Origin of the sequence: Spiribacter onubensis, from assembly GCF_040838425.1 — a bacterium.
Taxonomy (GTDB): domain Bacteria; phylum Pseudomonadota; class Gammaproteobacteria; order Nitrococcales; family Nitrococcaceae; genus Spiribacter; species Spiribacter onubensis.
The window spans coordinates 112,159-131,166 of sequence record NZ_JBAKFI010000005.1 but is presented as its reverse complement, the minus strand read 5'-3'; the positions used below and the strand labels follow the sequence as shown (position 1 = coordinate 131,166).

The following is a 19,008-nucleotide window of genomic DNA, read 5'->3' as shown; positions in this document are numbered from 1 at the left end:
GCCGACTGCGGCGTTAGGCTGGATCGGCGGTTGGATTGAGCAAGGGGAGAGAGGCCCATGATTCGGGACATCCTGGTGTATCTGAGTGACGACGGCCACGAGGCCGATCACGTGGCCTCGGCGGCGGACCTGGCCGCCGCCCATGAGGCCCATCTCATCGGCCTCGCCGTGGCGGAACCGCTCGCGGCCCATGCCGAATACCTCCCGCCGGAGGCGCTGGAGCGCTATCGGGAGGCCTGGCAGACGCGCAACCGTCGGCTGGAGCAGGTGTTTCGCGAGGTCAGCGGACATCACGGCCTCAGCACCGAGTGGCGCTCGGTGGAGGATCTTCGTGTCGATCGCAGTACGGTGGATGTCATCGCCATGCAGGCGCGTTATGCCGATCTGCTGGTGCTCGGCCAGGTGGATCCCGACCGGCCGGCCGATCTGATCCCCGCCGACCTGCCCGGCCAGGCCGCCGTCATGGCCGGTCGGCCCATCCTGGCGCTCCCTTATGCCTGGGAGAGACGCCCGATCGGACGGCGGGTGATCATCGGCTGGGATGGTGAGCGCGAGTCGGCCCGTGCGGTCAGCGATGCACTGCCACTGCTGCGACGTGCCGATCATGTACAGGTGGTGGTGGTTGGCAGCCAGCACGGGCCGCGTGACCGTCATGGTGATCTGCCGGGGGCCGACATCGCCGCCCATCTCGCCCGTCACGGCGTGCCGGTGGAGGCCTCCAGCCAGGGTATCACCGAGATTCCGGTCGCCGACGCACTGCTGTCCGCTGCCGCGGACAGCGATGCCGATCTGCTGGTCATGGGCGCCTACGGCCGCTCCCGCTTCCGCGAAATGGTGCTTGGTGGCACCACCCGCCGGATCCTCGGCGAGATGACCCTGCCGGTGCTGATGGCGCATTGATCGCCGCACATTATGCCTGCGCCTAGAGCGTGCTGGCGGCGGTGGAAAGGGCCAGAAAGACCAGCGCCGCGCCGGTGATGCGCTCGATCCACGCGCCATGGCGTCTCAGCCAGGTGGTCGTTCCGGTGGCCGTGAGGCCAATCGCCACCAGCGCATACCAGCCCGCATCCACCACCGTCGCCGTGCCGGCGAGGGTGACGACCGCGACGACGCCGGCGTCGGCGGATACGAACTGACTGAACAGCGCGAGGAAGAAGAGCGCGATCTTGGGGTTGAGAAAAGCGATGGTGAAACCGTCGCGGGCCGCGGCCATCAGGGCTCCAGGGCGCCCGCTCGCCGCCTGCTCTGCGTCGTGCGCGGCCGGATGACCGGATACCGCGGCATTACCACCCCGCATGGCACTCGCCCCCAGCCATAGCAGATAGGCTGATCCGGTCAGGGTGATGACGTTGAAGAGGGTCTGTCGGGTGGCGATCACCGCGGCGAGACCCAGTGAAGTGGCCAGGGCGTAGCCGCCGACGCCCAGGCCGTGGCTCAGTGCCGTGATGACGCCGGCGCCGCGCCCGCGGTTGACGGTATTGCGGATGACGACGGCAAGGCTCGGACCTGGGGACATGGCCCCGAGGATGCAGATCGCTAGCAGTGACAGCCATGCCGCGAACGTCATGCGCCCCCGTCCGGCCGCTGCATGGCGGTCTCAGTCGCGGCTCGCCGCCATGGTCAGTGAAACCGAATCGGAGAAGCGAAGGGCATGCGGCTTGTCCACCTCCACTTCGACCCGGCGCGCCGCGTTGTGGTCCATGGCGATCTCCACGAGATCATTGACCAGCTTCTCCAGCAACAGGAAGCGGTTTTCCTCGACATGCGCGATCACCTGCTTGGTGATGGTCTTGTAGTCGAGCGCTTCGGCCACTTCGTCACCCCGCGCCGCCGGCAGCGCATCGTAATCGATGCGGATGTTGACCACCACGTCCTGGCGTTTACGCTGTTCCTCCTCATTGAAGCCGATGAAGGTGCGCAGGCGCAGGTCCTTGATACGGATCTGCGACAGGGGACGGGAGAGTCCCTCGCTCATGCCGGCCGCCGACGGATGAGCTGGAGGAACTCGTTGCGGGTCGATACCGATTCGCGGAAGGTGCCGAGCATCACGGAGGAACTCATCTCCGCGTTCTGCTTGCTCACACCGCGCATCATCATGCACATGTGCTGGGCGTCCATCTGCACCGCGACGCCCTTCGCGCCGGTGACCCGCTGCAGGGCCTCGGCGACCTCGCGGGCGAGGTTCTCCTGGATCTGCAGGCGCCGGGCATACATGTCGACAATCCGTGCGATCTTCGACAGGCCGATCACACGGCCGTCCGGGATGTAGCCCACCTGAGCGTGGCCGAAGAACGGCAGTACATGGTGTTCGCAGAGTGAGTAGAACTCGATGTCGCGAACAATGACCATCTCGTCATTGTCCGATTCAAACATGGCCTCATTCACCAGATCATCCAGGGACTGCTGATAACCCTGGGTGAGGTATTCCATCGCCCGGGCGGCACGATAGGGTGTTTTCGCGAGGCCGTCGCGCTCGACGTCCTCGCCGAGGCCGCGGATGATCTGCTCGAAATGATGGTCCAGGTCGGGATTCATCATCGATCTCCGTTCGATTGGAAGAATGCCGGTGTGACGGCGTTGAGACTCGGATCTTACACGGGTGTGTCATAAATTCGACCGACAAGGTGTCGATTGATGCGATTGATGGCGATTATGCGATGGCTGCCGTGGCGATGGCTGCTGCGACGGGCGGCCCGCTCCCAGGGGTTCCTCGACCCGCTCGCCGTGATGGCGCGGCTGCGCCGGTTCGGGCAGCCCGCCGAGGTGGCCGAGCCCATTGAGCTGCTTCGGGCCGGCATGATCTTTCACGCGCGCGGGCTGATTAATACGCGCGTCATCCAGCACAATCTGGACTGGGTCTGGCCCTACTGGATCGAGCAGCAGTTCGACCCGACCAGCGCCGCCTTCCTGCCGCGGGCGTTCAGCATCACCCATGTCAATCTGACCCATCGCAACTGGACGGCGGTGGGCCGCCCGGACTGCGCAGCGCTGCCCATCGTCGACCCGAGAGGCCTGGTGACGCCGCTGGATGACGGCTGGTCCCTGGACGCCTGGGTGCTCGGCAGTCGCGGCGAGACCCTGTACCCCTCGCGTCTGGATGACGTCGATCAGTGGCTGGAGATCGGCGACGACGACCTTTGCGTGGTGACCCGCGCCCGGCAGAACGGACTGTGGCTGGAGAGCCGTGCGCACGTCGTGCGCCACGGGGACGCTTTCCGCCTGGAATGCCGCTACCGGGCAGCCGCCGAGTCGGGCGGGCGACTCGCCATCGCCCTGCGGCCTTACAACCCGGAGGGGATCAGCTTTATCCACCGGCTTGATCAGCAACCGCTCGATGATCGCGCTGACGGCCCTGTCTGGCAGTGGCGTGTTCGCAACGGTGAACCGGGAACGGCGCCGGCGACCGTGGCGTTCAGCCGGCGCCCCGAGCGCATCGACCAATCCGACTATGAGACGGGTGATGTCGCCCTGGCGCTGGCTCTGGAGCGACCCGACGGCTTACCCGAGGCCACGCGCATTGACTGCGACACGGGCCTCGTCACGGCAGCGGCGCAGTTCGAGATCCCGTCGGGAGAAGTGGCGGAACTCAATGCATCGATTCCGCTCCCGCTCCCGGATGAGAACGTGACCGCCCAGGCAGAGACATGGGCCGAGGCGCTGGCGCCGGCCGCGCGACTGGATGTGCCTGATCCGGCCTTCCAGAGGCTCTACGACACGGCGCTGCGGACGTTGCTGCTCCACTCCGTCGAAGACATCTACCCCGGGCCCTACACCTATCGGCGGTTCTGGTTCCGGGATGCCGCGTTCATCATCCATGGGCTTTTCAGTGCCGGTCTGATCGATCGCGGCCGACGGGCCCTGGCCCACTTCCCGTCGCGCCAGACCCGTGCCACCGGGTATTTCCACAGTCAGGAGGGCGAGTGGGATTCCAATGGCCAGGCGCTCTGGATCGTGGCGCGTTACCACGAGCTCACCGGGGAGTGGCCACCCGGGGCCGACGCCGAGGAATGGCGCCGGGTGATCCGCCGGGGTGTGCAATGGATTGCCCGTAAGCGATTGCCTGCGGATACCGGGCGTCCCGAGGCGGGATTGCTGCCGGCGGGTTTCAGCGCCGAGCATCTCGGCCCGAATGACTACTACTACTGGGATGACCAGTGGGCACTGGGTGGGCTGCGGGCCGCGGCCGGGCTGATGCGCGCCGGGGGTGAAAACGACTTTGCCGACTGGATCGACCGCGAGGCCGATGATCTGGCCGCCAGTCTGCGCCGCGCCCAGGACGCCGACGAGGAGCGGCTTGGCGCGCCGATGCTGCCGGCCTCGCCGCGCCGGCGTATGGACGCCGGTGCCATTGGTTCACTGGCGGCCGGCTACCCGCTGCAGATTCTGCCCCCCGATGATGAGCGCCTGCTGGGTACCGTGCGCTATCTGCTCAGGGCCCATCGGGTGAATGGCGGCTTCTTCCAGGAGATGATCCACTCGGGGGTCAACGCCTATCTCACCCTGCATCTGGCGCAGATCCTGCTGCGCGCCGGTGATCCGGAGGGCCTGACCCTCATCGATGCGGTGGCCTCGCTGGCCAGCTCGACCGGTCAGTGGCCGGAGGCGATCCATCCGCGAACCGGCGGTGGCTGTATGGGCGACGGTCAGCATGTCTGGGCGGCGGCGGAGTGGGTGACCATGATGCGCAACGCGTTCTGTCGGGAGGAAGGCGATGGCCTGGTGCTGGGCGCCGGTATCCAGCCCCGCTGGCTGGCCGCCCGGGTGCCATTCGGTTTTGGTCCGACGCCCACCGCGATGGGCCGCGTATCGGTGCATGCCGAGCCACTGGAGGCCGGTGGCCACCGCCTTCACTGGGAAATTGACGGACAGGGGCCGGAATGGATCAGAATCGAACTGCCCGGCCGGGCGGCCATTGCATTGTCGGCTGAGGCCCGCGAGGTTCACCTGCCGGACGCGCGTGTATGAACATCGTCATGATGACCAACACCTATCTGCCCCACGTGGGCGGGGTGGCCCGATCGGTGTCCGCCTTTACCGAGGGTTACCGTGATCAGGGTCACCGGGTGCTTGTCGTGGCGCCGGTCTTCCCGGATATGCCGGCGGATGAGCCCGATGTGGTGCGCATCCCCGCGCTGCAGAATTTCAATGGCAGCGACTTCTCGGTGGTCCTGCCGGTACCCGGGCGACTTGATGAGGCGCTGGACGCGTTCGAGCCCGATGTCATCCACGCCCATCATCCTTTCCTGATCGGGTCCACCGCCATGCGGGTGGCCACTGAGCGGCGCTGCCCGCTCATTTTCACCCATCACACCATGTACGAGGCCTACACCCACTACGTGCCGGGTGACTCGCCGGCGCTCAAGCGCTTCGTGGTCGAGCTCTCCACCAGCTATGCCAATAGTGCCGACTGGGTGATCGCACCCAGCCGGAGCGTTGCCGGGGTGCTCCAGCGGCGAGGCGTCGAGTCACCGGTCGAGGTGGTGCCCACGGGCATCGACCGTGACGCCTTCGGTGCCGGTAACGGTCAGGCGTTCCGGGAGCGCGTCGGGATCGATACGGATGCCCGTGTCATTGGTCATGTGGGGCGGCTTGCCGAGGAAAAAAACCTCGACTACCTGGGGGCCGCCATGGTCGAGGCCGCCCTCCAGGATCCGAGCGTCCACTGTCTCGTCGTGGGCGAGGGACCGGCCGGCGACGGGCTGGATGCGCGGTTTGCCGAGGCCGGCATTGCCGGGCGCCTGCACCGGCCTGGGGCCCTGGCCCTGCCGGCGCTGGCCGATGCCTACAGCGCCATGGATGTCTTTGCCTTCGCTTCCCACACGGAAACCCAGGGGCTGGTCCTCGCCGAGGCCATGGCGGCCGGGGTGCCCGTGGTCGCCCTCGATGCACCGGGTGCAAGGGAGGTCGTCAACGCCCATAATGGTTGGCTGCTGGCCAGCGATGCGGCAGCCGGGACATTCGCCGATGCGCTGCGGAGCCTGCTGGCCATGGACGGGGCGGCGCGCGGGCCAATGCAGACGGCGCTGGCGGAAACGGCGGATGCCTATTCGCTCTCCCGGTGTGTGGATCGCGCCCTTGAACTCTACCGCCGGAGCCTTGCCGATACCCAGGCCCGCGAGCGCGCCCGGGATCACGCCCGCGAGGCCTGGCATGGCAGTCTGCGGCGCGTGCAGGCCGAATGGTCCGTGATCCGGGGCATGGCCCGGGCCGCCGGTCGCGCCCTCACCGGCGAGCGCGGGCCAGACGGTGAAGCGTGAACCTCTGCCGGTACGGCTTGTCTGCCTTTAACGCCTGAACAACAAGGAGAATCTCATGAGCCGACTGCTCGTTCTGTACTACAGCACCTGGGGACATGTGGAGACCATGGCCGAGGCCGTCGCCGAGGGCGCGCGCAGCGTCGACGGCGTGGAAGTGGATGTCAAACGGGTCCCGGAGCTCATGCCCGACGATGTCGCTAGAAGCGCCGGGGCCAAGCTTGATCAGGCCGCGCCGGTGGCGGAGCCCGGTGAACTCGCGGACTACGACGGGATCATCTTCGGCACGCCGACCCGGTTCGGGAACATGGCCGCCCAGATGCGGAATTTCCTCGACCAGACCGGTGCGCTCTGGGCCGGCGGCAAGCTGATCGGCAAGGTGGGCAGCGTGTTCGCCAGCACCGGCAGTCAGCACGGCGGTCAGGAGACCACCCTGACCTCTTTCCAGACAACCCTCTTCCACCACGGCATGGTGGTGGTCGGCGTGCCCTACTCCTGCAAGGCACTCACCCGCATGGATGAGGTCACCGGTGGGACGCCCTATGGCGCGACCACGCTCTCGGATGGCGACGGCAGCCGCCAGCCCAGCGCCAACGAGCTGGAAATCGCCCGTTTCCAGGGCGCTCATGTCGCCGACATCACCGCCAGACTGACGGGCGGGGAGTAGCGCCGTGGGATTGCTCGTTGATGGTGTCTGGCATGACCAGTGGTACGACACCGAATCCACCGGGGGGCGCTTCGAGCGCCCGGAAACCGTTTTCCGGAACTGGATCGACCCGGACGGCGATCATCCGCCGGCCTCCGGGCGATACCACCTCTATGTGTCCCTGGCATGCCCCTGGGCTCACCGCACGCTGATCGTCCGGCGGCTCAAGGGCCTCGAGCCCCATATCGGCGTCTCGGTGGTGCATCCCTACATGGGCAGCGGCGGCTGGCATTTCGACGGCCGCTATCCGGGCGCCACCGATGACGCACTGTTCGGGTTCGATCATCTGCATGAGCTCTATCAGAAGGCCGACCCGCACTACACCGGGCGGGTGACCGTGCCCGCGCTGTGGGATCGCGAGCGGGGAACCCTGGTCAGTAACGAGTCCGCCGATCTGGTGCGCATGTTCAATCGCGCTTTCGACGCGCTGCCCGGCGTGGATGCCGAACTGGATCTCTACCCGGCAGATCGGGCGGGCGAAATCGATGCCCTCAACGAGCGCATCTACCACGCGGTCAACAACGGCGTTTACAAGGCGGGTTTCGCCACGGCCCAGGGCGCCTACGAGGAAGCGGTCACCGAGCTCTTCGCCGCGCTTGACGAGCTGGAGGCCGTGCTCGGCGAGCAGCGGTATCTGACGGGCGCGGGCATTACCGAGGCCGACTGGCGGCTGTTCACGACGCTCGTGCGGTTCGACGCGGTGTATGTGGGGCACTTCAAGTGCAACCTGCGGCGCATCGACGACTATCCCCATCTGTCCGGATACCTGCGCGATCTCTACCAGCAGCCCGGCATCGCCGGGACGGTCAGTCTTGATCACATCAAGCGGCACTATTATACGAGTCACCCGATGATCAATCCCACCGGGGTCATCCCCGTCGGGCCACTCCTCGACCTCGACGCACCGCATGCCCGGGGCGCGTGATATCGTTAGACGATGACGCACGAACCTGCGCGCACCGCTGAACGATCCAAGGCCCATGAGACCGGAGAGGCCCGCCTGCCAACGCGTTGGGGCGAGTTCCGCATTCATGGCTTCGAGGCCGCCAATGGCAGTGAGCATGTCGCTCTGGTGATGGGCGACCCGGGCCGCTCGACTGCTCCCCTCGTCCGTGTCCATTCCGAATGCCTGACCGGCGACGCGCTTTTCAGCCAGCGCTGCGACTGCGGGCCCCAGCTGGAAGCGGCCATGCGGCGCATCGGCGAGGCCGGCGAGGGCATCATCATCTACCTCCGGCAGGAGGGGCGCGGCATTGGTCTATTGAACAAGATCCGCGCCTACGGCGTGCAGGACCGCGAAGGCGCGGATACCGTGGAGGCCAACGAGGCGCTTGGCTTTGCGCCGGATGCCCGCGACTACGGCGTCGCGGCGGCCATGCTCGGCGCGCTGGGTGTCGGTCGCCTCCGTCTGATGACCAACAATCCCCGCAAGGTGGCCGGCCTCGAGTCCGCCGGGGTCACCGTGGTCGAGCGATTGCCCATTCTGGCCGGCCGCAACCCTCACAATCATGCCTATCTCGAAACCAAGGCCGCGAAATTCGGGCATCACTTCGACGAGCCAACGGATTCGCCCTCTTCCGGGGGGAGTTGATTTGCGTCACAAACGGAACAGCCCCAGCGCTGTCGATTACCTGTAGCATTTCGATTCGCGGTATGGAGGCCGCCCGGGTGGAGGCGTCGTGAATCTCAAATCCTATTTGATCGCCCTCGCCGTCGCACTGGTTCTGGCGGCGTGGATGCTGAGCGGCCAGCTCGGGACGGATGAGTCCGTCGCCCAGACCGCGCCGGCCTCCCGCGGCGCGGTGGTCATGGATGTGCAGGTGGCGAGCTTCGAGGCGCGCCAGGTCCAGCGGTATCTCGAGAACCAGGGCGAGACGCGCGCCGATCAGGACGTCGATCTCCGGGCGGAGACCGACGGCCAGATCGCCGAGGTGCTTATCGAAGAGGGCAGCACGGTGGCCGCCGGCGATACGCTGGTGCGACTCGCGATGGGTGACCGCGATGCCCGTCGCGAGGAGGCCCGGGCCCGAGTGGTCCAGCGCGAGGCGGATTTCGAGGCGGCTCAACGCCTGCAGGGCAACGGTTTTCAGTCGGACATTGCCGTGCAGGAGGCCCGCGCTGCGTTGCACTCGGCCCGGGCACGTCTGGCCGAGATCGAAAAGGAGATCCGCGACACCCGCATCGCATCGCCGATTGATGGAGCGGTGGAGTCGCGCCCCGTCCAGGTGGGCGATTATCTGCGCGCCGGCGAGACGGTCGCCCGACTGGTCGACACCGATCCGCTGATCGCCGTCGCCCATGTCGCTCAGCAGGATATCCGCAAGGTGCAGACCGGACGTGAGGCGCAGGTCTCCCTGGCGACCGGCGATGAGCTGAGCGGCGAGATCACCTATATCAGCAATGCTGCAGAGAGTGGCTCGCGAACCTTCCGTGTGGAGGTGCGCGCCCCCAATCCCGACCGGTTGCCCGCCGGCGTCAGCGCCACCATCCGCATCCCGCTCGATCCGGTCAGGGCGCATTTCCTGAGCCCGGCGTGGCTGTCGCTGGAGGACACCGGCGAGGTCGGCGTGAAGACGGTGGACGACCAGAACCGCGTGGTCTTCCGTCCGGTGGATATCGTCCGGGCCGAGCGTGATGGCGTCTGGGTGAGTGGGCTGCCGGACCGAATCCGACTGATCACCGTGGGCCAGGGCTTCGTTCGTGCCGGTGAGACGGTCAATCCGGTGGAAGCGGAGGGCTCGCCGGGTCTGGCCACCGAACCGCCCGGAGGTGCCGGCATGCCAACCGTCAGCGGAGGCTGACCGACATGCGTGCGCTGATCGACGCCGCATTCAGCCGTAGCCGATCGGTGACGCTGATCCTGCTGCTCGTGATCGGCATGGGCGTCGTCGCCTACCAGAACATCCCCAAGGAGGCCGAGCCCGACGTCAACATCCCGGTCATCTACGTCTCCATGGCCTATGAGGGCATCTCGCCGGAGGATGCCGAGCGCCTGCTGGTGCGCCCGATGGAGCGAGAGCTCTCCAGCATTGAGGGCATTAACGAGATCAAGGGGACGGCGACTGAGGGATTCGCCTCGGTGCTGCTGGAGTTCGACGCCGGCTTCGATGCCGACCGCGCCCTTGACGATGTTCGCGAGGGCGTGGACATCGCCCGCTCCGAGCTGCCCCAGGGCGCCGAGGAACCCCGTGTCAATGAGGTCAATGTCGCCCTCTTTCCGGTGCTGACGGTCGCCCTGTCAGGTCCCGTCCCGGAGCGCGCCCTCATCGATGCCGCTGAAGGCCTGCAGGATCGGATCGAAACCCTGTCCGGCGTGCTGGAGGCCGACATCGGCGGCAATCGCGAGGAACTCCTCGAGGTGGCGGTGGATGACCGGGTCATGCAGACCTACGACGTCTCCTATGCCGATCTGTTCAACCTGGTGAGTCGCAACAACCGCCTGATCGCCGCGGGTGCGCTGGACACCGGGGCTGGGCGTCTGTCCATCAAGGTCCCGGGCGTCATTGAAAACATGGAAGACATCCTGAGTCTGCCGGTGAAAGTGGCCGGTGACCGGGTGGTGACCTTCCAGGACGTGGCCAGCGTCCGGCGGACTTTCAAGGACCCGGACGAATTCGCCCGCATTAATGGCGAACCGGCGATCACACTGGAGGTCTCCAAGCGCGTCGGTGCCAATATCATCGAGGTCAACGACCAGATCCGGGGTATTGTCGAAGGCATGCAGGCGGAGTGGCCCGAGGCCATGGAGGTGACCTACCTCCAGGATCGCTCGGAGGACATCCGCACCATGCTGCGGGATCTCCAGAACAACGTGCTCACCGCGGTCGTCCTCGTCATGATCGTGGTGGTGGCGGCCATGGGCTGGCGCCCGGCGCTGCTGGTGGGTCTGGCGATTCCGGGGGCCTTTCTCACCGGCATCCTCGCCGTGCATGCCATGGGCTACACGATGAATATCGTGGTGTTGTTCAGCCTCATCCTGGTCGTGGGCATGCTGGTGGACGCCGCCATCGTCGTGGTGGAGCTGGCCGAGCGGCGCATGACCGAGGGCTGGTCGCCGGTGGAGGCCTACCGCTACGGCGCCCAGCGGATGAGCTGGCCGATCATCGCCGCCACCGTGACTACCCTCGCGGTGTTCGTGCCGCTGCTGTTCTGGGGCGGCATCGTGGGTCAGTTCATGAAGTACCTGCCCATCACCGTGATCGTCACCCTGGCCGCGTCGCTGGCCATGGCGCTGATCTTCATCCCGGTGCTCGGTGCCTGGTTCGCCCGGGGCGACGGGACCCAGGGCAGTCATCATCGGCGCATCCGCATCGCGGAGAGCGGTGACCTCGGCGAGCTCGACGGCTTCAGCGGTGGCTATGTCCGCTTTCTGCAGCGCGCGCTGCAGATGCCCGGAACCGTCCTGCTGCTCATGCTCGCGGTGGTGGTGGCCACCTATATCGCCTACGGCCGGTTCGGTGTGGGCGTGGAGTTCTTCCCGTCCACCGAACCGGACTATGCCCGGATCCAGGTCCAGGCCCGCGGCGATCTCTCCGTCCACGAGAAGGATGAGCTCGTGCGCGAGGTGGAATCGCGCCTCGCCGGCTTCGACGAGGTCGGCTACGCCTATGCACGGACCTTCGCCGACCCCACCCGCACCGGCGGCCAGTCGCTGGCCCGCGATGCCATTGGCGTCGTACAGCTGGACTTTGTCGACTGGACGCAGCGTCGACCCGCCGCGGAAATCATCGAGGATATCCGCGCTGCCGTGGCGGATATTCCGGGGATCCGGGTGCAGATCACCGAGCAGCAGCAGGGGCCGGGCCAGGCCAAGCCCGTGGAGCTGCAGGTGTCTGGACTCCCGGATCGGCTGGAAGCAGGTGTTGAAGCGCTTCGGGGCCGCATGAACGAGCTCGGCGGCTTTGCCGACGTTGAGGACAACCGGCCGCTCCCCGGCATCGAGTGGTCGCTGCGTGTGGACCGGGAAAAGGCGGCACGCTATGGCGCCGATGTCCAGCTGGTGGGCAATGCCGTGCAACTGGTCACGAATGGCGTGCAGATCGCGGATTACCGGCCGGACGATGCCGATGACGAGGTCGACATCCGGGTGCGCTTTCCGGTGGAGGACCGCAGTCTCGACAGTCTCGGGCAGCTACGGGTGCCGACGCGTTATGGCCAGGTGCCGATCAGCAACTTCGTCGAATTCGTGCCCGCTCCCAAAACCGGTACGTTGGAGCGCATCAACGGCGAGCGGGTCCTGACCATCAATGCCGATGTCGAGTCGGGCCGTCTGGTGGACGAACGCATTCAGGCCCTGCGGGCGTCCCTCGCCGACCGGCCGCTGCCGGATGGCGTCATGGTTCAGTTCAAGGGTGAGGACGAGGATCAGCGCGAGGCCCAGTCGTTCCTGTCCACGGCGTTCGTCGTGGCGATCGCCCTGATGGGCATCATTCTGGTCACACAGTTCAACAGTCTCTATCAGACGCTGCTCGTCCTCTCGGCGATCGTGCTCTCGAGTGCCGGCGTGCTGCTCGGGCTCATGCTGACCCAGCGGCCGTTCAGTATTGTCATGGGGGGCGTGGGCATGATCGCGCTGGCGGGGATCGTGGTGAACAACAATATCGTGCTGATCGACACCTACAACGCCCTGCGCGATGAGGGCATGCCGGTCCCCGAGGCCATCCTGCGAACCGCGGCGCAACGTCTGCGGCCGGTGCTGCTGACCTCGGTCACCACCGTCCTCGGCCTGATGCCCATGGTGCTCAAGCTCAATGTCGACCTGGTCAACCGGAGCATTGAGTTCAATGCGCCCTCGACCCAGTGGTGGGCCCAGCTCTCGGCTACCATTGCCGGAGGACTGAGTTTTGCGACCGTGCTCACGCTCATTCTCACTCCCTGCCTGCTGATGCTGGGATACAACGTCCGCCAGTCCGCGTCGCGCTGGCGCCGACGCCTGAAACCCGCCTGAGGGGGCCACATGGAGTTGTATACGTCACCCACATCGCCATATGCCCGTCTCGTGCGCGTTACGCTTGCCGAGAAGCAGCTGGATGAGCGGGTGACCTATCGCTTTGTCGATCCGTGGGCGTCGCCGCCGGAACTGATGGCCGTCAATCCGACCTGTCGTGTCCCCACGCTCGTGACCACCAGTGGGCATGTTCTGACCGAGGCCAGTGTCATCGTGCTGTTCGTGGAGCGTCGCTATCCGGAGCCGCGGCTGATTCCGCGGGACGCCGTGGAGCCGGTGCATGCGCGTCTGGGTCAGGCACTGGGTTGCCTCGACTGTGGCGCCGGCGTCATTGGCGAGCGGCGCTATGGTGATCCCGGCACGGCACTGGCCCGGCGCCGTGCCGATGCATTGCAGCGGGCCGTGGAAGGCGTTGCCGCCACCGTCGAGTCGGAACGCAGCGGTGATCCCGATCTGGGTGACCTGGCCGCCGCCGTGGCCCTCGACTGGGTGGCATTCCGTTTTGCCGAGGAAGTGCATTGGCAGGCCCGTTTCCCGGCCGTGCAGGCCTGGCTGGAGCGTATCCGGGAGCGCCGCTCCTTCAGCGTAACCACGCCGCCGACCACCTGAGGAAGCGGTCTCGATGTCGCCACGTCGTCAGGCACTGGCTGCCGGTCTGAAGGCCGTCGCACCCATGGTGGCCGCGATTACGCCATTCGGTGTCACGGCTGGTGTGGCGGGCCTCGATGCGGGTCTGGGGCCGGCCCTGACCATGGGCATGTCGATGATCGTTTTCGCCGGTGCCTCGCAGCTCGCCAGCATCCAGCTGATCGATGCCGGTGCGGCGGTGCCGCTGGTGGTGCTTACGGCGCTGATCATCAACCTGCGCATGCTGATGTACAGCGCCCATCTTGCCCCTCACTTCCATCATCTGCCCCTGGGCTGGCGCTCGCTGATGGCCTATGTCCTCACTGATCAGGCCTATGCCCTGACCATCTCACGGGTGATGACCGAGGACTCCAACCGGTTCAATCATTGGTTCTTCCTCGGGGTGGGAATCCCGCTCTGGGTGGTCTGGCAGCTGTCCACGGCATTCGGTTACTGGGCCGGCACTGCCATGCCGCCGGACTGGGAGCTCGGCTTCATCGTGCCGCTGATCTTTCTGGCCCTGCTGATGATGTCCATCAACAGCCGGGCCGGTGTCATTGCCGCCGTGGTGGCCGGCAGCCTGTCGGTTCTCGGGCGGGGGCTGCCCGCCGGTCTCGGGCTGACGCTGGCGGCGCTCGCCGGCATTGCCGCGGGCGTGATCGCGGAGGGCCGTCGTGGCGGCGATTGATCCGCTCTGGTGGGTGGTCGGGCTGATCGGTCTGGGTACGTTCGCCTGGCGCGGCGCTTTTCTGGTCTTCGGGCGCGGCCTGCGGATGCCCGATCTGGTTCGGCGCGGGCTCAACTATGTGCCGCCGGCGGTTTTCGCCGCGCTGGTCCTGCCGGGGCTCATGCAGTGGCAGGCGGATGGGACCCTGGACATGCCCCGGCTCATTGCCGGGGCCGTGGCGGGCGCGGTGGCCTGGTGGACCCGCGGGACGATCCCTACGCTGATCGCCGGCATGGTCATGCTGTGGAGTCTTCGCGCCCTGATGCCAGTCTAACGATTCAAGAATTGTATTCTGTGCCCAAGATGAGATAATCCGGCTCATTGGCACGCAATTAATGAATTATTGGAAAAGGTGAACCATGGATCGAGCGGCGGAGATGCACATGTTCGTGCGTGCGGTGGACAAGGGCAGCTTTTCCGCCGCCGCCCGGGATCTCGATCTCACTCCCTCGGCGGTGAGCAAGCAGATCCGCCGGCTTGAGGACCGGCTTGGCGTTCGGCTTTTCAACCGCACGACACGCCGGGTCAGCCTCACCGAGGTCGGCCACGCCTATTACGATCGCTGCGCGCGCATCATCCAGGAAATCGAGGAGGCCGAGGAGGCGGTCACCGCCCTCAATGAAAACCCGCGCGGGACCCTGCGTGTGGCGGCGACGGTGGCCTTCGGCCGCGTTGAGGTGCTCCCTCGTATCCAGCATTTCCTGGAGAGGTATCCCGAGCTCAACGTCGAGTTCGAGCTCACTGATCGCCAGGTTGACCTGATCGAGGAGGGTATCGACGTTGCGATCCAGTGGCGGGAGCAGATGGAGGATCCCTCGCTCATCGCCCGACGCCTGTGCGTCAATCGCCGGATCATCTGCGCCTCACCCGACTACATTGAGCGCCACGGCAAGCCCCGCACGCCTGAGGCGCTGCTGGATCACAACTGCCTCACACTCTACGAAGTCTCGCAGTTCAACGACTGGGCCTTCGAGGACGCTGAGCACGGGCATCGCGTTCTGCACGTCAATGGCAACTTCCGCGCGAACACGGCCGATGCCCTCTATGAGGCCGCCCTTGCCGGGGTTGGCCTCGCCCGGCTTTCCACCTGGCTGGTCATGCCGGCGATCCGTCGGGGCGACCTCGTGCCGGTGCTGCCGCAGTATCCCCACGAGAGCTCGGCCTACTTCCTGCTCTACCCGCATCGCCGACACCTGTCACGGAAGGTCCGGGCGTTCGTCGATTTCCTCGTGGAGGTCTTCACGCCGGTCCCGCCCTGGGAGCGCGAGGGCCTGGAGTTTACCGAGGCGGAATGGCAGGAACGCATTGAGCGCGGATGACGCCCATGATCTCTGCGGGGAGTCGGGGCGTCAGGCGGGCGGTGCCGGTCCGTTGAGCAGGATGACGCCGATATTGAGGTAGGCCGCGAAACTCACCCATGCCAGATAGGGCGCGAGCAGCCACGCTGCCGGTGCATGCACGCGCCGGAAACGCAGCATGGTCAGGGCGATCAGAACCCAGAGCACGACCAGGTTCACCAGGGCCAGATCCGGGCGATGCCACTGGAAGAACAGGATGCTCCAGAGCCCGTTGGCACCCAGCTGGGCGACGAATGGCAGCAGCACCGCGAGGCCCGCGATCAGGCCCGTGCGCCGCCAGACCTGCCACGCGGCCGCGATCATCAGTCCGTAGAGGATGGTCCATGCCACCGGAAAGAGCAGATCCGGCGGCGTGAGTGGTGGTTTGTCGAGGCTGGCATACCACTCTCCGGGCGGGCTGAGAATACCGCCCATCGCGGTAATGATCACCAGCAGTGTCCAGCCCCCGAGGCCGATCAGATCGCGCCGCCGATCGTCCATCGGGCGCTGGCCGACGGCTGCCATTACCAGCTCCCCGTATTGGGCATGGAGACCCAGGGCTCCTGGGGCGGCAGTGCATCACCCTTCTGCAGCAGCTCGATGGAGATGCCGTCGGGGGACTTCACGAAGGCCATATGACCATCGCGGGGCGGCCGGTTGATGGTGACGCCGTTGTCCATGAGCCGCTGGCAGAGCCCGTAGATGTCATTCACTCGATAGGCCAGATGGCCGAAGTTGCGCCCGCCAGCGTACGCCTCCGGATCCCAGTTGTAGGTCAGCTCCAGCATGGGCGCCCGATCATCCGAACGGGCCCGATCCACGTCCGCCGGGGCGGCGAGGAATATCAGCGTGAACCGGCCCCGGTCACTCTCGCGTCGGCTGACTTCCTCCATGCCGAGCAGTCCGCAGTAGAACGCCAGTGACTCGTCGATATCGCTGATGCGCACCATCGTATGCAGGTACTGCATGATCCCCTCCACTCAAAACGCCATGATAGCGTCTCAATTGCCGGTGGTCAGCGTCCGGCGCACGGCATCGTGCCAGCCCTCCACAACGTGCTCCCGCGCACCCCGGGAGATCGCCGGCTCAAAGCGCCGGTCCAGGGCCCACCGCGACTCCAGGCTCTCCAGCGAATCGTACAGCCCGTGCTGGAGCCCCGCCAGGTAGGCGGCGCCCAGGGCGGTGGTCTCGATGATCTCCGGTCGTTCCACCGCGAGCCCGGTGAGGTCGGCCAGCCGCTGCAGCAGCCAGTTGTTGGCGACCATTCCGCCATCCACGCGCAGGGTCTCCTGGGCTGTGCCGGAGTCACCTGCCATGGCTTCCAGAAGGTCGCCTGTCTGCAGGCACACCGAATCCAGCGCCGCATGGACGAACTCGGCGACACCGGTGTTGCGGTTGAGGCCGAAAATGGCCCCGCGCGCGTTCGGATCCCACCACGGTGCGCCCAGGCCCGTGAAGGCCGGGACCAGATACAGCCCTTCCGCCTCCGCATCATTGGCGAGACCCTCGCTCTGCGAGGCATGTGCGATGATGCCGAGCTCGTCACGCAGCCATTGGATGGCGGCACCAGCGATAAAGATGGCGCCCTCAAGGGCATAGGTCGGGCGACCGTTGATGCGGTAGGCCGTGGTGGTCAGCAAGCGGTTGCTGGATGGCACCGCCTGGTCGCCGGTGTTCATCAGGGCGAAGCAGCCCGTGCCGTAGGTGCTCTTGATCATGCCGGGCTGGAAGCAGCACTGACCGACCACGGCGGCGTGCTGATCGCCGGCGATGCCCTCGATCGGCAGTTCCGCGCCCAGAAGCGCCGGATCGGTCACCCCGAAGTCGGCGGCACTGTCGAGCACCTCGGGCAGGATGGCCGCGGGGATGTCGAACAGCGCCAGCAGGTCTTCGTCCCAGGCCTGACGGTGGATGTCGAAGAGTAGCGTGCGGCTGGCGTTGGTGGCATCGGTGGCATGGCTGCGGCCACCGGTCAGTTTCCACAGCAGCCAGGTGTCCACGGTGCCGAAAGCGAGTTCGCCGTTTCGGGCACGTTCCCGGACGCCCTTCACGTTCTCCAGTATCCAGGCGATCTTGGTCGCGGCGAAGTACGGGTCGAGCAGCAGGCCGGTACGCTCGGCCACCAGCGGCTCATGGCCGGCCGACTTCAGGGCGGCGCAGCGCTCGGCGGTGCGGCGGTCCTGCCAGACGATGGCATTGTGGACGGGCTCGCCCGTGGTGCGGTCCCAGAGGATGGTGGTTTCCCGCTGGTTGGTGATGCCGATGGTGCGGGCATGGACGCCGGCGGCCTTTGCGGCTTTCAGGGCGCGGCGGCAGGTGTCGACGGTGGTGTTCAGCAGATCCTGGGGATCGTGCTCCACCCAGCCGCTGTGCGGATAATGCTGGGTGAATTCCTCCTGGGCCGTGGCAATGATCCGACCTTCGAGGTTGAAGACAATCGCCCGTGAACTGGTCGTGCCCTGATCGATGGCCAGGATGCCGCTGTTTTCAGCCATTCCGCTGCCCTCCTCCATAGAATTTGCGCCGTTTGTCCAAACCGGTATGATCGAATCCGAGCAAAAAATGTCAAGCTTGGTGTTCGCAAGCGAAAACAAGGGGGAGAACGGTGATCGCGGTAGACGATGATGCCGTTGAATTGAATCGCCGTCAGCAGGCGATGCTCAGCCTGGTGCAGGAACAGGGCTTTGTCTCCGTCGAGGAGCTCGCCCAGCATTTCTCCGTGACTTCACAGACGATCCGGCGGGACATCAATGCCCTGTGCAGCGCCGGACTGCTGCGTCGTTACCATGGTGGGGCGGGTCTGCCATCGAGTGTCGAGAACGTCGCCTACCAGGCGCGTCAGATCCTCTATCCCGAGGCGAAGGAGCGCATCGGGGCAGCGATCGCGGCACGCATTCCCAACCAGGCATCGCTTTACATCACCCTTGGAACGACCACCGAGGCGGTGGCGGCCGCACTGCGGGACCACCGCGGCCTGCGGGTCATAACGAATAACCTCAATGTCGCCAGCATCCTCGCGGACAACCCGGGCTGCGAGGTCATTGTCGCCGGCGGGGTGGTGCGCCACCGCGATCGCGGGATCACTGGTGAGGCAACCATTGATTTCATGAATCAGTTCAAGGTCGATTATGCGGTTATGGGAATCTCCGGCATTGAGTCGGACGGAACCCTGCTCGATTTCGACTACCGCGAGGTGCGGGTGCTCCAGGTGATCATGGGCAACGCCCGCTCCATCCTCCTTGGCGCCGACCACAGCAAGTTCGGCCGGAATGCGCTGGTGCGCGTGGGCGATCTCAGTCGCGTGACCGAGCTCTACACCGATGCCGAGCCGCCGGCGCCCATCCGTCGGATCCTGGCCGAGAACGGCGGTCGCCTGGTCGTCACGGACCCCTGAATAGCGCGGAAATGTT

General features: G+C 66.1%; 19 protein-coding genes. 13 read left to right on the top strand and 6 right to left on the bottom strand.

Annotated features, from left to right (window positions below):
- Window positions 1–57: 57 nt before the first annotated feature.
- Complete coding sequence (locus V6X63_RS09675) at window positions 58–900, top strand: universal stress protein (protein WP_367978746.1); 843 nt, start codon at window positions 58–60, stop codon at window positions 898–900.
- Window positions 901–922: 22 nt separating this feature from the next.
- Here V6X63_RS09675 and V6X63_RS09670 read toward each other — a convergent pair whose 3' ends face one another.
- From V6X63_RS09670 to folE, 3 genes are read right to left on the bottom strand one after another with little or no spacing between them, the layout of a single operon-like run.
- A complete protein-coding gene (locus V6X63_RS09670) occupies window positions 923–1,567 on the bottom strand; it encodes a LysE family translocator (RefSeq protein WP_367978745.1) in 645 nt (214 codons plus the stop codon).
- A 30-nt stretch (window positions 1,568–1,597) separates the two neighbouring features.
- On the bottom strand, window positions 1,598–1,975 hold the full coding sequence (gene folX / locus V6X63_RS09665) for a dihydroneopterin triphosphate 2'-epimerase (RefSeq protein WP_367978744.1): 378 nt from the start codon (window positions 1,973–1,975) through the stop codon (window positions 1,598–1,600).
- The gene (gene folE / locus V6X63_RS09660) at window positions 1,972–2,535 is read right to left on the bottom strand and encodes a GTP cyclohydrolase I FolE (RefSeq protein WP_367968104.1); all 564 of its coding nucleotides are present in this window, start codon (window positions 2,533–2,535) and stop codon (window positions 1,972–1,974) included. Before folE ends, folX begins: the two co-directional genes overlap by 4 nt.
- A gap of 108 nt (window positions 2,536–2,643) precedes the next feature.
- Here folE and V6X63_RS09655 point away from each other — a divergent pair, with 108 nt between their 5' ends.
- From V6X63_RS09655 to V6X63_RS09605, 11 genes are all read left to right on the top strand, one after another.
- Complete coding sequence (locus V6X63_RS09655; protein ID WP_367968021.1) at window positions 2,644–4,965, top strand: glycoside hydrolase family 15 protein; 2,322 nt, start codon at window positions 2,644–2,646, stop codon at window positions 4,963–4,965.
- Window positions 4,962–6,257 (top strand): glycosyltransferase, encoded by a 1,296-nt coding sequence (locus V6X63_RS09650; RefSeq protein ID WP_367978743.1) that lies wholly within the window; start codon window positions 4,962–4,964, stop codon window positions 6,255–6,257. The genes V6X63_RS09655 and V6X63_RS09650 overlap by 4 nt, the downstream gene beginning before the upstream one ends.
- Window positions 6,258–6,312: 55 nt before the next feature.
- A complete protein-coding gene (gene wrbA, locus V6X63_RS09645; protein ID WP_367968019.1) occupies window positions 6,313–6,921 on the top strand; it encodes an NAD(P)H:quinone oxidoreductase in 609 nt (202 codons plus the stop codon).
- Window positions 6,922–6,925: 4 nt separating this feature from the next.
- Complete coding sequence (locus tag V6X63_RS09640; RefSeq protein ID WP_367968017.1) at window positions 6,926–7,885, top strand: glutathione S-transferase family protein; 960 nt, start codon at window positions 6,926–6,928, stop codon at window positions 7,883–7,885.
- Between the two features lie 12 nt (window positions 7,886–7,897).
- Window positions 7,898–8,551 carry a GTP cyclohydrolase II gene (gene ribA, locus V6X63_RS09635; RefSeq protein WP_367978742.1) on the top strand — a complete coding sequence of 218 codons (654 nt, stop codon included), beginning with the start codon at window positions 7,898–7,900 and terminating at the stop codon, window positions 8,549–8,551.
- Window positions 8,552–8,639: 88 nt separating this feature from the next.
- Window positions 8,640–9,761 carry an efflux RND transporter periplasmic adaptor subunit gene (locus tag V6X63_RS09630; RefSeq protein WP_367968014.1) on the top strand — a complete coding sequence of 374 codons (1,122 nt, stop codon included), beginning with the start codon at window positions 8,640–8,642 and terminating at the stop codon, window positions 9,759–9,761.
- A gap of 5 nt (window positions 9,762–9,766) precedes the next feature.
- Window positions 9,767–12,907 (top strand): efflux RND transporter permease subunit, encoded by a 3,141-nt coding sequence (locus V6X63_RS09625; RefSeq protein ID WP_367968012.1) that lies wholly within the window; start codon window positions 9,767–9,769, stop codon window positions 12,905–12,907.
- A gap of 9 nt (window positions 12,908–12,916) precedes the next feature.
- Window positions 12,917–13,516, top strand: a complete 600-nt coding sequence (locus V6X63_RS09620; RefSeq protein WP_367968011.1) for a glutathione S-transferase family protein — start codon at window positions 12,917–12,919, stop codon at window positions 13,514–13,516.
- Between the two features lie 13 nt (window positions 13,517–13,529).
- On the top strand, window positions 13,530–14,222 hold the full coding sequence (locus tag V6X63_RS09615) for an AzlC family ABC transporter permease (RefSeq protein ID WP_367968010.1): 693 nt from the start codon (window positions 13,530–13,532) through the stop codon (window positions 14,220–14,222).
- Complete coding sequence (locus tag V6X63_RS09610; RefSeq protein WP_367968009.1) at window positions 14,209–14,535, top strand: AzlD domain-containing protein; 327 nt, start codon at window positions 14,209–14,211, stop codon at window positions 14,533–14,535. Before V6X63_RS09615 ends, V6X63_RS09610 begins: the two co-directional genes overlap by 14 nt.
- Window positions 14,536–14,620: 85 nt before the next feature.
- Window positions 14,621–15,580: a LysR family transcriptional regulator gene (locus tag V6X63_RS09605; protein ID WP_367968008.1), complete on the top strand. Its 960-nt coding sequence runs from the start codon at window positions 14,621–14,623 to the stop codon at window positions 15,578–15,580.
- 30 nt (window positions 15,581–15,610) lie between these two features.
- Here V6X63_RS09605 and V6X63_RS09600 read toward each other — a convergent pair whose 3' ends face one another.
- Genes V6X63_RS09600 through glpK form a run of 3 tightly spaced genes read right to left on the bottom strand, consistent with a single transcriptional unit; the run spans window position 15,611 to window position 18,093 of the window.
- Complete coding sequence (locus V6X63_RS09600) at window positions 15,611–16,123, bottom strand: TspO/MBR family protein (protein ID WP_367968007.1); 513 nt, start codon at window positions 16,121–16,123, stop codon at window positions 15,611–15,613.
- Window positions 16,123–16,566 carry a VOC family protein gene (locus V6X63_RS09595; protein ID WP_367968006.1) on the bottom strand — a complete coding sequence of 148 codons (444 nt, stop codon included), beginning with the start codon at window positions 16,564–16,566 and terminating at the stop codon, window positions 16,123–16,125. Before V6X63_RS09595 ends, V6X63_RS09600 begins: the two co-directional genes overlap by 1 nt.
- A 33-nt stretch (window positions 16,567–16,599) precedes the next feature.
- Complete coding sequence (glpK, locus tag V6X63_RS09590; RefSeq protein ID WP_367968004.1) at window positions 16,600–18,093, bottom strand: glycerol kinase GlpK; 1,494 nt, start codon at window positions 18,091–18,093, stop codon at window positions 16,600–16,602.
- A gap of 110 nt (window positions 18,094–18,203) precedes the next feature.
- Between glpK and V6X63_RS09585 the strand changes: the two genes are divergently transcribed.
- On the top strand, window positions 18,204–18,992 hold the full coding sequence (locus V6X63_RS09585; RefSeq protein WP_456154540.1) for a DeoR/GlpR family DNA-binding transcription regulator: 789 nt from the start codon (window positions 18,204–18,206) through the stop codon (window positions 18,990–18,992).
- The last annotated feature ends 16 nt before the right edge of the window (window positions 18,993–19,008 follow it).